Genomic DNA, 13037 nt, shown 5'->3' with positions numbered 1-13037 from the left:
TTTTGTTACCAGTTATGTATTTTATATAGATTTACTTTTCAGTATATAAGGTTTGATTACGCTTTTTTTCAATAATTTCTCTAGTTTTTCGAATGGCTAGTCGATCACTATCCTTTAGGTGAATATTAAAACCGTTTTCACTTATTAAGGATTCGTAAAAACTTAATTTTGATTTTTCAGCGAAACACGCCTTTTCTTCAGCATTAAACTTAACACATTTCTTAGTTGCCTTGTAATTCGTAGTTGTTTCTTGTACGTTTTGAGTTTGTATCTCGTTATCTTGCGCAAATATGTTCAGAGCAAGAAAAAATAAAACGATAAATGTACTGGTTGTTTTCATCTGGCAAAAAAGCTTAGGGTTAAGTTTCTGATTCTAAATTTAGTATGTTTTTATCTGCGATAAAAACAAATAGATAAGTTTTAGATAAAGCGTTTTTTTTACAGGATAAAAAGCTCAAATTATAGCAAAAACTTCAAAAAAATAAGTGAACCCCGTATCTTTATAGGTCGGAGGTAAGTGTATTTGCCTTGTTCAATTCCAATAATTGATCCACATAGGTGCGAGAATTGGATAACCGGGGAATTTTATGTTGTCCGCCTAACTTATCATGTTTTTTTAACCAATCGTAGAATAAATTCTTTCGACCTTCTTTTAATTGTAGAATTGTAAGAGTAGTGTTGTTAAAACGTTTTGCTTCGTAGTCGCTATTAACACGCTTTAAATTGTCATCAAGAATTTGTGCAAATTCGTTAAGGCACTCGGGTTTCTTTTTGAATTCAATAATCCACTCGTGGGCACCTTTTTCTTTACCTTTCATAAAGATGGGTGCTACCGTATAGTCTACGATTTCACTATTAGTAGCCAGCGAGGTGTTGCGTAATGCTTCTTCTGCATTTTCAATAATGAGTTCTTCTCCAAACACATTAATGTGATGCTTCGTACGTCCGGATATTTTAATTCTGTAAGGGTTTATAGAGGTAAATCGAATCGTATCTCCAATTTTATAACGCCATAGCCCGGCATTGGTGGTTATGATAATGGCGTAATTGACACCAATTGCTACTTCGCTAAGGGGTATCACTATTTCTTCAGGCGTACCATAGGTATCCATAGGAATAAACTCGTAAAAGATCCCATAATCCAACATCAATAAGAGCTCAGTGGAGTCGTTACGATCTTGTATGGCAAAGAACCCTTCTGAAGCATTATATATTTCGTAGTACCTAAAATCTGGTCTAGGAAGAATTTTTTGATACTGTTCCCTATAGGGCTCAAAACTTACGCCTCCGTGAAAATACACTTCTAGGTTAGGCCAAATCGTTAAAAGGTCCTCTCTACCTGTGGTTTCTAATACTTTGTTAAGTAAAACTAACATCCAAGAAGGTACTCCTGCTAAACTGGTCACATTTTCTAATATGGTTTCATTAACGATGGCTTGCATCTTGATTTCCCAATTGCTCATCAAAGAAACTTCGTTACTCGGTGTAGAGCTAAACTCTGCCCAAAAAGGCATATTGTCAATAATTATTGCCGACAAATCACCAAAATAAGTACCGTTTTCTTTATACAATTCCTTACTGCCGCCTAAGCGTAAGCTTTTTCCTGTAAATAAGCGAGATTCAGGGTTGTTGTTAAGATACATGCATAACAAGTCCTTACCGGCAGCAAAGTGACAATCTTCCAGCGAGTCCTGGCTTACGGGTATAAACTTACTCTTGGCATTGGTAGTCCCACTGGATTTGGCAAACCACTTAATGGTGGATGGCCAAAAAATATTGTTTTCACCGTGCCGGCAACGTTCGATATAAGGCTCATAATCCTCATAGGATCGTATGGGGACACGTTGTTTAAAAGTTTCGTAATTATGAATACTGCTAAAGCCATATTCTTTGCCAAATTCCGTGTTTCTGGCTGTATCCAAAAGAACGTGCAACAACTCTAATTGCACTTCATTAGGATACTTTAGGAATAGTTCCATCTGGTGAAAACGTTTCTTCAAAAACCAGCTGGCTATAGAGTTTACTAAAGGAATTGGCATTTTTTAATGTATCTTTAGACAAAAATTAAGATGTCTTTTATTACCTAGTCTTAGGAATCTAAAATAATAAAAAATATTTCATTTTATAACAGACTACATTTTAAACACGGACTTTTTATGAACTATGAAGGGGTATTAACCAAGATGAAAACGGAATTCGGAGATCCTATTCAATATTATTTAATTTTTGACACGGATTTTATACACGTCAATCAGTTATTAAACAGGCAATTGTCGATTTCATTCGTCAGGTATCAGTGTTTGGCCTGTGGAAAGGACAAAAAAATATTTAGACAAGGCTATTGCTATGATGATTTTTATAATCAACCGCAGGTCGGGGATTGGGTAATACGACCAGAATTAAGTACGGCTCACCTGGACCAAGAGGATCGAGATTTAGCCTATGAAAAAAAGATGCAGTTGCAGCCACATATTGTCTATTTAGCAAATTCTAGTAATATCAAAGTAGGAGTGACCCGAAAGTCTCAAGTGCCTACACGTTGGATTGATCAGGGCGCACACGAAGCTATTGAGCTTGTTGAGGTGCCTAATCGTTATTTAGCCGGTATAACCGAAGTAGCATTAAAGGATCAGGTAGCTGATAAAACCAATTGGCGAACCATGCTAAAAAATGAAGTAGTGGACGAGGATTTGGTTGCTTTTAAGGCAAAGCTAAAAGAATTTATCCCTGAAGAAGTACAAGAGTATTTTATTGATAATGGCAAGGAAACGGAAATACACTTCCCGGTACTACAATATCCAACAAAATTAAAAAGCCTGAACCTTGAAAAAACACCCGATTACAGTGGTGTTTTAAAAGGAATCAAAGGACAATATTTAATATTTGAAGACAATACAGTCTTCAACGTACGCAATAGCGAAGGCTATGTAGTTCGTCTTGAAGTTCAATAAATCAATACCCCAAGCGCTGTATTTCTTCCTGTCCAAAAAGGGTACATTGGGTAATGGTTGATTTTACATCTTCTAGCGTAGTTCTTGGGTTGATTAAACACATACGCAATACGATTTGACCTTGAAGCACAGTGGTCACCAGTAGCGCTTCGCCTTTGTCAGTTATTTTTTTGGATATGCTTTGATTTATAGTATCCAATTGATGCTCTGTTAACTGCTTTGCAATAGGATGATATCTAAAGTTGATAATAGCCAAGGTGGCAGGAGAAACGATTTCCCACTCGCCGCTTTTCCTTAATAAGGCCTCAGTTTGCTCTGCTAAATCAATATTGTATTGTATGGCTTTTTGAAAAGAAGAAAGTCCAAATGTTTTAAGAGACATATAGAATTTTAACGCTCTAAACCTTCGGGTTAGTTGAATGCCGTGATCAAAAAAGTTAATTTCCGAGGTGTTACCTTCAACATCTCTGAGGTACTCTGGTTTTTCGGTAAAGGTGTTTTTTAACCAATTGTGATTTTTAACGAGCAGGCAACCAATCTCATACGGCTGAAAAAACCATTTGTGTGGATCAACGGTTAATGAATCCGCTTTTTTAATGCCTTTTAATGCTTTTTTACCCTGATCTGCTAAAATGGCCGCTCCACCATAGGCGCCGTCAATATGAAACCATAGGCTTTCTTCTTTACAAATTTTGGCAATCTCATCTAATGGATCAACGGTTCCGGTATTAGTTGTGCCAGCAGAGGCGATCATGCAAAAAGGATGATAGCCTGCTATGCGGTCCTTGGCGATCGCATTTTTTAACTTGTTAAGTCCAATCTTAAATTCAGAATCTGTAGGTATGATACGGATTTGTTCTTTTTTAAAACCAATTACTTTGATCGCTTTGATATTCGATGAGTGTGCCTGGTCCGATAGGTATATGGTGGCTTTGGAAAAGTCTTCACCACATTTAATTCTCCGAGCGGTGACTAAGGCTGTAAGGTTGGCCATGGAACCCCCACTGGTAAAGATACCGCCTCCTTTTTTTGGTGGAAAACCAAAAATTTTCAACAACCAGTTCATGGTAATAATCTCTATTTCTGCAGCAGCAGGAGAAGCCGCCCAGCCTCCAGAAAAAATATTGAATCCAGTGGCCAGGGTATCAGCCATAGTACTGATGTAATTGCTAGGACCGGGGACAAAAGAATAGGATTTAGGGTGGGATACGATATTACTGTGTGGTATCACATTTTCCATAACAAAATCGAGGACCTGATTACTATCTGTGGGTGTCATCGGAATGTCCTCGGCCAATAAGTTATCCATTTCCTTTCGAGTGGCTTGGCTTACCGGAGTTTTTTGATCTTGGGTGTCAAAGTGCTCAACGATTAAGTCGATCACCTTATAGCCATATTCCTTCATGGCTGCCTTGGATAGCTCCAATTTGTCGTTTGATTCGCTCTTTTTCATTACAAATATCCTTTTACTACTCTTTTGCAGTGCAAAGGTACTTTAATTGAGATAATTTATCGAATAGCACCCGTACTAGTTGATATTTTATCATTTAACCAATAACGCTGCTCAGTCTAAACATCGGTAAGTACATAGCGATGAGTATAACACCCACAATCAACCCTACTAGGATTGTTAGAAAAGGATTTAGAACATTGGAGATCACTTGCGATTGATATTTTACCTGAGTATTATACTGCTCATTCAGCTTTTGGAAAATAAACTCGGTTTGATTGGTTTCTTCGGCTACTCTAATGAGGGCGATCATTTTTCTGTCAAAAATTGGGTTTTGGCCAAACGCTGTACTTAGTTTTTCACCAGATATCACTGCGTGATTCGCTTTTTGTAGTCCACTTTGAAGCGGATAAAAGTTAATCATATTTTTAACCAAATCTATACTGTCCACCATAGGTATTTTGGCAGCGGTCAACAGGGATAATGCTTGTGTAAACTGGGCGAGATAGATCTTTTTGAAGTAATTACCCAATACCGGTAATTTTAGCAGTGTATTGCCAGTGATTTTACGATACACTTCGGTCTTTGCGGCAAATCGACTGCCTATACCTATCAACAAAAGTAGCACCAGTATAAGTAATCCATGTTGTTCTGTAAATTCAGCAAAGCTGACTATAGCTTTGGTAATACCTGGTAGTTCTACGTTATTTTGTTTAAAGATATCGACAAACATGGGAACCACATATTTTAGCATAAAATAAATTACCAATAGTGCTGTGCATAATACAATTACGGGATACGTTAGCGCTGATACAATCTCTCTTTTTAGCTCATTTTTGCGCTTGTAGAACTCACTTAATTCTGCGGTAATCTGTGCTAATCTTCCGGTTTGCTCTCCGATTTTAATCGCATAGAATTCATAATCGCTAAAATTGCTATCCTTCTTCAGGATTTCTGATAGGGAGCTTCCATCAATTAATTGGTTGGTCATAGCAGCAAACAACTGCTGATCGTGTTGTTTTTTTTGAGTTTCGGCCAGTAATTCTAATCCACTTTTGAGATCAATCCCCGATTTAAGCAACACACTTAATTCTGAATAAAATTGTTCTTTCTTTTTCGTATTAAAGGATTTACCAAAGAGTGTAATTTCTTTAGTCAGTAATTCTGAAATATCAAAATCGCTGTCTTTTTTTACTTTGTTTTTAGTATTTGATACTTTAATACCCATATTCAGAAATGTATTGCAGGATCGTTTTTTCTGTAGACAAAGATACAATACTCCTTGGTAGTTTTGTCAAACTCTAGCTTTATCGCATCAATGCTCCCTGAGGCAACGTCTTTACCTTCAAGGAAAAACGATTTTTCTTTTACGGCGACCTTAAATGTATTGATATCGCTAACGATACTATCCTGATAAAACCGATAACTTCTTGTTGCTACTGGAGATGAAAACTGTAATTTATCTTCTTTGGCGATCCAGGCTACCTGAGTACATGAATTCATATCAGCAGTAAGCGCAACTTCGAGTTGCGTAAGTTCGGTGGCATAGCTATAGTTTTGTTCGATACTCACCATGTTTTTTTGTACAATACTTAGAATGGTAAATGCTAATCCAACTACTATAGCAGATATGACCAGAACAACCATCATCTCTGTTAAGGTAAAGCTTTTTATTTTGTTAGCGTGTTTCACCATTTTTGTTTTTTTGTGATGGTATACCCGTTCCGTTCTGCTGATATTAGTAGCGCTTCGTTTTGTACTTCAATATATATATCCCAATTCGCAAACCGTTCTTGATACGGCAGTTGGATTACATTGTGCCTGCTTTTATAGGTTAACTCTTTGAGGCGATTGTCAATTGCGGAATGATCTCGTTTTTGATGATTGATAAAAATAGTATTGAAACTAAGACTGGCGATCATAAAAACAATAATTATGATAACGGAAGCGGTTAGCGTTTCCACCAGGGTAGCTGCTTTTATTTTTTTTAGTATAACCATTTGGCCAGCCGTTGTGTTTGGTTTCCCAAGGGTAATCCTGCATAGTCCTCAACAGGATTAATCAGTACTTTAGTGTTATATAGATGATTGAGATATATCGATCCGGATTGATTCGCAGTAAATTGCTGGGTGTACAAAGCCCCTTGCACAGTACCCAACATATCTAAATTACCCTGACAGTACACTTCTCCTGTTATCATTACTTCGGGATCAATTTTAAGGTTGGTTTTTACATTACTGGTTCGTTCTTTACTTTTTTTCAGGTAAAGCACTGTGCCTTGGATTTCGGTGTTAGGTTGAATCCTAAAATCTGGTGCTCTATCTATAGCCGTATTGTTTGTGGGTTTGTTTACCTGGGTATCATAGAGTAATGCCGAAGATGGGTAGTTCAATTGACAATTACTGCCGATTTCTAGTTTTTGCGTAGCAAAAAGCTGCATTCTTCCGGTTACCCCATTTTCAATCTTAATTCTCGGAGCAACGATAATAACGTCTTGCAGGTCTGAAGCAGCACTTATGGTCACACTAGATAAGGATTGTATAATGATATTGCCATACAACTTTTGATTACCGATAAATACGGGATCAGGATTGAAAACATAGCGAACAGGATGCTGAAAGCTATTTTTTACCTCATTAGTTAAGGTTGTAAAGGTGTCCCGCGATTGTTGTGGAGGATCAATTAAGCCATTGAGGTATGCTATCCATTGTGGGTCCAATTCTGGTAATGTTGTACTACTTTGATATGCAGTGCCGTAATACAGGCGCGTACCCTGGTAGTAATTGCCAGCAATATTACCAGCTTTGATACCTTGTTCCGGGAGATAAACATTACCTTCTAATCGGGTGCTGCCTACAACCACTAATGGAGCGTTGGTATTGCACAGATAAAGATTTGGTGATTGAGGTATACTGGCCGAACCGATTAACGCCGTTTTGGCAACGGAGCGTCCGTGTTTAGTAACCTGGGCGTGTGCCTTAAGCCATAAACCATAATAGCTCAGGTGCAGCTTTGTTACACTGTTGGGACTTTCCTCTCTTATTGTATCGTTAATGGTAATCTTTTCTGGGAGCTGAAGCAGTGCCGTATTCAATTCCTCATAGGCTGTGATTAACTCATCTGATTTAATTTTAAAAACAGATTGTGTATGGGTTAATAAAATAAAGGCGCCCAATAGTAATGCTACTATTACCGAAACTAATAGCGCAAACTGCAACGCCTGGGCTTTTATTTTAATACTTGTTTTAATCGTTTTTTGTATTAATTGCTAAGAATAGTAAACTCTTTGATTTTTCCTTTGTACCGGGTTTTAATCTTTTGTTGATCTCCATTTACCAGGGTAATGTCAGCCATCGTTTCTCCAAGTTGCATTAACTGATCAGTACCATTGATACTCACCAAAAAAATAGCCTGGGTAGCATCTCCATTGCTTACTACGCCTTTGTATTGAATGCTTGGCCAGGAAATAGAGGTAGCCTTAGGTCTTCGGGTTGGTGAAGGTGTCACTTTTTTGGGTTTGTATACGGTTCCTAAAAAAGGATCCCGGTCTACTGTGCTTAAGGTAAAGGCTTTCCTTTCATTAACCTTTATATCTTTAACGTTGACTATGGCTGCATTGGTTAGTATTGGATCCTCATCCGCAAAAGCATCTACGACCTGGTAGATAATCGCTCCCCAGATCAAAAGCACTAATGGCAATAATATGTATAAACCTTTTTTACCTTTTAGCATCGTTAATTGATTGAAAAGGTGAGTGTATCACTGGTTTCACTTTCGTTACCTGCTTCGTCAAAGGCTTGTACCACCCAAAAGTAGGTTGAGGACGCGCCTAGTGTAATGGTTGTAGGAGCAGTGGCCTGATCTTTAGTAACGAGATCGGTAAGCTGCTGATCGCGATATACATAAATGCTGTCAAACTCCGTTGTACCTTCAATCAGTTCTCTGGTCCACGAAAAATCGACCGATGTGCTTGTTAGTGTAGCCTGATTTGCAGGAGTAGTACCAACCGGTTTTGCAGGATTAGTGCTATCTACTGTAATGGTACGCGAACTGTATAAAGTATTTTGGGTATCGTTTTCTGCACGTACTTGCCAGGTGGTGGTACCTTCAGGAAAAACAAACTGGGCGGAAGTTGTTGTCACTGCCTGTTCATCAATGACCTGATTGGTGTCATCTAACAGTTGTACTCTGTAGGTAGTAGCATCTGTAACTTGCTCCCAGGTTAAGGTAATTGTCGCAGTATTTATGATTTGATTATTCTGTGGACTAAGCAGTACTACATCTCTAGCAGGAAAATTATCACTTTCGGTAACACTAAATGCCGCAGATGTATAGACGGTGTTAGACCCTGCATTTTGAGCTCGGACTCGCCACTCATAGGTATTGCTAGTAAGTGTGGTACTAAAACTTGTTAGTGCTAAGGTGGTATCTTTAACTACCTGTACAGCACTTGCAAAAGAAGGTCTGGCAATTTGTAAACGATACGACGTAGCCGGATCCACAGCCTCCCAGCTAAAATTAACACTGGCATTCGCTACAGTGGATCCATCAACTGGTGCGATTAGGGTAACGGTATCATCAGATAAGTCTTCTTCGATAAGTATTTCTTCGCAGCTAATAAGCGATATAATTGTTATACCTATGTAGATAAAATATTTCTTCATAATATTTTGATATATTGTTCATTTTCTTTGCCTGCCCAAAGAAAACGGAACCAAAAGAAAGGGTACCTTTTACAGGGAATTTTTTGGTAAACCAAAAACCACTCTCAAAACTTCGCGTCGCTTATCCTTTATAAGCTCCTGAATCTCGAAGCTTTTGAGTGTTTATTCTTAGTAATAGGATTATGGCCTACGCCAATTTATAATTTAAAATAATCCATTTTATCCCTGGCCTTGTCCGCACTTTGGTAAGTACCTTTGGGACAGGAATCGTTAGTATCTACTAAAGCTTGTAGCACTATTTTTCTGCGTTTATTTTCACCCCAACAGAAGCAAGACAACTCATAGTCAAATACCACTGCCTCTTGTAACGAAATTTGTTGAACCCTATTGCCGTCCTTTACCAAAGCAAGTTCATATTGTTTATAGCGGTTGTTTTGCAAAAACAAGGCATCTGCCTTAAGAATTTCATCCTGTACGGTTTTAGGAAATACTACAGTTATTGCACTAACCAGTCTGCTGTCGTTCTGTGTTTCAATATAGTTAGCAATACTGCTATTTGCGCTGGTCTTTAGCGCCTCGAGCACAGCAATGCGATCAATAAGCTGCAGCTGTAAATAATTGGGTTTATTGGGTATAGAATCTACATACTTTACCGGAACTTTTGTAGCCTCGGGAGATTTAAGTAATTTTTTGTACGCATTTTTGTTAAATGGCTTCGCTGTAGCATACACCCGGATCCCCTGGAGATATTGAGGTAATGCGTTTACGGTAAATTCTGTGGCTAACAACTGCTTATCCTCAGTGCCGATAGCGCCCAAAACCGCAATATCACCTTTAGGGGTATAGGTTGGGGTAGCATCTTTAGGTTGTAAAATAGAGCACCCGGAGAGTACTAACATCATTAATATGCAGTAACCAAATCGTATGTAGTTCATTGAAATCATAGCTATTAGCGGACAAAGATACGTGATGTACTAGGATTATACCAATGCATCTTGGCTTTTTCTATAGGTATGTGTCTTGGATAGTACAATTGTTACTCTTAAAAGTGGGATTTTTTTGTATACGGATGATCGATGTCAGGTAGTTGATGTATTTCAAAAGACGTACTTATTTCATAATTGTACACTGACTATTGTAAAATCGAACTATCGCTTCAATGTCTTTTTTCTTAAATTCTCTTTGCTGTATTTTTTCAACCAATACTGGGCAGTCCGCAAAGTAATCGGAAGCAGCTTTTTTAAAATTTTTGCTAAACAATTGGGTGGAGCCTAAGTGCGTCACGGCCTCTTCTCCTTCTTTCTTTACATAATAATCATTAATCGAGTAGGGTGTAGTCATGACCATAGGGGCTCCAAATCCACCACCGGCACCGCCACCCATCATCATGGTGTTTACACCAGAGGTATTAATTTTATATAAGGATACTTTGCCTGACTGCATGCGTTGTAAAATTTCGGGACTGGATTGTCCTTTTACCTTTAAGCGAAAGTAGGTGTTGCCTCCATCTCGATCATAAAGGGTGGCATATTGTAAGGTTTCGAAACTGTATTTTACTCGTTTTTCTCCTTTGGCTTTTCTGAATTTGATGATACCAGCGCGGTTAATTTTTGCTAATCCTTCAATTTTGGTTCCGTCCTTAAAAACCAGAATTGCTTTATTGCGCTGGCTGTAGGCGTGTACACAGATCAGGCAGGTAATGATAATAAGGTAGGGGCGTATCTTTTTCATAGCATGGGGTTGTAGCGTTTATTATTATTTTGGTTGGTGCAAAGATAAGCGGTTATGTATACTATGCAAATTTGGAGGTTGGTAGACGGGTGGTGGTTGTTTGAGGTCCGATGACCGGTGACGGGTTTTAGGTGTTTGTTGACGGGTGAAGGAGAACGGATGATTGATGTTAGGTGTTTGAGGTCCGATGACAGATGTCTGATGTAAGCTGATTGAAGATGGGGGGGGTGGATGACAGGGGTGTGAAGTCGGATGACGGATGCTTGAGATTCTCTTTTCGGTCCAGAAGCGTTGTGAGATCTGGGATCTTAGCTCTTCTTAGCTCTGCGAAGTTTGCAACTTCGCAGTTTCAATTTTATGGTTACCAAGAGATACTTTTCCAAAAATCATTATCACTATGTACATTTACAACAGGGTTGTCAGCTAGCATAATGTTTGCTATACCATTTCCATTAACATAATTTGAAGCACTTGAATAGATATAATGTGAAGCTTTACTTACAATACCAGCTCTAACCGGATTAAGATGAATATAATCCAGTTTAGACCACAGAAATTTTTGACTGTAAATTTCTTCGGGATGATTGCCGTATTTCCAAAATTGATACTCTTTATTTCGATTGTGAGATTCAGTAGCTTTAGCACATAATTCTAGTATCCATACTCTTCTACTTTCAGGTTCATTTTAAATTTGTTGTATGATCTTTTTTGCTGTATGTTTTTTGAAATCTCTTATCAACCCAGATAAATCATTATTGTCACTTTGCAAAATCATATGAACGTGATTACTCATAATGACATAACCATAGAATACCATACTTTTGTTTTGTATACAGTAGTTGAGATTATCAATAATAGTGTCTTTGTAAATCTTTCTGGTAAATATATCTATCCAATCTACAACGGTTAATGTTATAAAATGTGGTTTTGATTGCTCTCTTATTTTGTAGCCATCTAATTGCATTGAAGAAATATAGTAATAAAATCAGGTTCTGTGAAGCTTAGCTCTGCGAAGTTTGCAACTTCGCAGTTGTAAATTATAATAAGACATAACTGTAGTACTAATTTTAGTGAATACCACAGTTTTATACTTAAAAGTCTATTGGCTGTTTATAATGTGCTTCGAAGTTACAAACTTCGAAGAGCTGGTCTTAGCTCTGCGAAGTTTGCAACTTCGCGGTCTCAATTTTATGGTTACCAAGAGATACTTTTCCAAAAATCATTATCACTATGTACATTTACAACAGGGTTGTTAGCTAGCATAATGTTTACTTTACCATTTCCATTAACATAATTTGAAGCGCTTGAATAGATATAATGTGAAGCTTTACTTACAATACCAGCCTCGGCTAGCGCTCGACTCCTGTCGGGTGCCGAATATGCTAAACATAATACTAATCAAGTTCAATAAATCCTGTTTTATCTATTTGTAAAATTGTTTCGTCTTCTTGAAAGTTTCTTGCGCTGGAATATTTCCAATCCACAGGATCGGTTACGAAACCTGACGCTATAGGATTATTATGAATGTAATCAATCTTTTGTTGAATAACTTTATCTGTCCATAATTCAATTGGTTTATTATGATGCTGCCAAAACTGATATTTAGTTACATTTGATTTATTGTTTGCAGCCCTCTCAAACATCCATCCCGATAGCTATCGGGACCATTCTTTTCTGCTCTCTTGTGGATTTCTTGATATTGACTCAATAACCTTATTGGATGTGTACCTCTTGAAGTCCCTCAATAATTCCACGGGTTGTTCGTTTGATGAACGAAAAATAAGATGTACGTGGCTTGGCATAAAACAATATACGTACAATTCCATACCCTTTTCTTTCCTGCAGTATTTTATACTATCTGCTAGTACATTAAAATAGACTTGCCTGGTAAAAACATCTATCCAGTACACGGTTGCAAAGCTTACAAAATACAGACCATTTTTATTATCAAACTTGTATTTCCTACTCATATGTCTAAAAATACAAAAGCTACTTCTTATTGAAATAGCTTTTGTTTGATTTCTTACTCTTATACGGCACTCGACAGGAGTCGAGCGCTAGCCCTTAGTTTAGTATAGTTGTTCACATAGAGATAATTTAACAAAGTTAATATTGATGTAAGTGGTTGATTTTCTTTTGTTTTTGTTTCTTTTTATTTTCTTTGTTGATAACCTCATTAATTGTGGATAACAGCCCAACCGATAAAGGTGAATTAGGAGCGCCGCAAAGTTTATAGACTTA

13 protein-coding genes and 1 pseudogene are annotated in these 13037 nt (G+C 37.6%); 1 reads left to right on the top strand and 13 read right to left on the bottom strand.

Annotation, left to right across the window (positions count from 1 at the left end):
* Positions 1–31 precede the first annotated feature (31 nt).
* The gene (locus tag EV197_RS00070) at positions 32–340 is read right to left on the bottom strand and encodes a hypothetical protein (RefSeq protein ID WP_130284695.1); all 309 of its coding nucleotides are present in this window, start codon (positions 338–340) and stop codon (positions 32–34) included.
* A 160-nt stretch (positions 341–500) separates the two neighbouring features.
* Positions 501–2039: a GH3 auxin-responsive promoter family protein gene (locus tag EV197_RS00065; protein ID WP_130284694.1), complete on the bottom strand. Its 1539-nt coding sequence runs from the start codon at positions 2037–2039 to the stop codon at positions 501–503.
* Positions 2040–2156: 117 nt separating this feature from the next.
* Here EV197_RS00065 and EV197_RS00060 point away from each other — a divergent pair, with 117 nt between their 5' ends.
* Positions 2157–2951, top strand: coding sequence for a DUF2797 domain-containing protein (locus EV197_RS00060; RefSeq protein WP_130284693.1), 795 nt, complete (start codon positions 2157–2159; stop codon positions 2949–2951).
* A 1-nt stretch (position 2952) separates the two neighbouring features.
* Here the strand turns inward: EV197_RS00060 and EV197_RS00055 are convergent, their stop codons facing one another.
* The 11 genes and pseudogenes from EV197_RS00055 to EV197_RS00005 all read right to left on the bottom strand — a co-directional run bounded on the left by EV197_RS00055 (position 2953) and on the right by EV197_RS00005 (position 12766).
* The gene (locus tag EV197_RS00055; protein ID WP_130284692.1) at positions 2953–4404 is read right to left on the bottom strand and encodes a pyridoxal phosphate-dependent decarboxylase family protein; all 1452 of its coding nucleotides are present in this window, start codon (positions 4402–4404) and stop codon (positions 2953–2955) included.
* A 94-nt stretch (positions 4405–4498) separates the two neighbouring features.
* Positions 4499–5629, bottom strand: a complete 1131-nt coding sequence (locus tag EV197_RS00050) for a type II secretion system F family protein (RefSeq protein ID WP_130284691.1) — start codon at positions 5627–5629, stop codon at positions 4499–4501.
* Positions 5630–5631: 2 nt separating this feature from the next.
* Positions 5632–6096 carry a PulJ/GspJ family protein gene (locus EV197_RS00045; protein ID WP_130284690.1) on the bottom strand — a complete coding sequence of 155 codons (465 nt, stop codon included), beginning with the start codon at positions 6094–6096 and terminating at the stop codon, positions 5632–5634.
* Positions 6090–6401 carry a hypothetical protein gene (locus tag EV197_RS00040; RefSeq protein ID WP_130284689.1) on the bottom strand — a complete coding sequence of 104 codons (312 nt, stop codon included), beginning with the start codon at positions 6399–6401 and terminating at the stop codon, positions 6090–6092. Before EV197_RS00040 ends, EV197_RS00045 begins: the two co-directional genes overlap by 7 nt.
* Positions 6389–7618, bottom strand: a complete 1230-nt coding sequence (locus EV197_RS00035) for a hypothetical protein (protein ID WP_130284688.1) — start codon at positions 7616–7618, stop codon at positions 6389–6391. Before EV197_RS00035 ends, EV197_RS00040 begins: the two co-directional genes overlap by 13 nt.
* Before the next feature lie 44 nt (positions 7619–7662).
* Positions 7663–8133: a hypothetical protein gene (locus EV197_RS00030; protein ID WP_130284687.1), complete on the bottom strand. Its 471-nt coding sequence runs from the start codon at positions 8131–8133 to the stop codon at positions 7663–7665.
* A gap of 2 nt (positions 8134–8135) precedes the next feature.
* A complete protein-coding gene (locus EV197_RS00025; protein ID WP_130284686.1) occupies positions 8136–9065 on the bottom strand; it encodes a hypothetical protein in 930 nt (309 codons plus the stop codon).
* A gap of 197 nt (positions 9066–9262) precedes the next feature.
* Positions 9263–10000: a hypothetical protein gene (locus EV197_RS00020; protein ID WP_130284685.1), complete on the bottom strand. Its 738-nt coding sequence runs from the start codon at positions 9998–10000 to the stop codon at positions 9263–9265.
* 175 nt (positions 10001–10175) lie between these two features.
* On the bottom strand, positions 10176–10796 hold the full coding sequence (locus tag EV197_RS00015; RefSeq protein WP_130284684.1) for a hypothetical protein: 621 nt from the start codon (positions 10794–10796) through the stop codon (positions 10176–10178).
* A 685-nt stretch (positions 10797–11481) separates the two neighbouring features.
* Entirely contained in the window at positions 11482–11760 is a 279-nt protein-coding gene (locus EV197_RS17245) for a transposase (RefSeq protein WP_341273002.1), read from the bottom strand.
* 430 nt (positions 11761–12190) lie between these two features.
* A pseudogene (locus EV197_RS00005) lies at positions 12191–12766 on the bottom strand (REP-associated tyrosine transposase).
* Positions 12767–13037 lie beyond the last annotated feature (271 nt).

The organism is Aquimarina brevivitae, from assembly GCF_004216895.1.
GTDB classification, from domain to species: domain Bacteria; phylum Bacteroidota; class Bacteroidia; order Flavobacteriales; family Flavobacteriaceae; genus Aquimarina; species Aquimarina brevivitae.
This window is presented reverse-complemented; position numbering and strand designations above follow the sequence as displayed.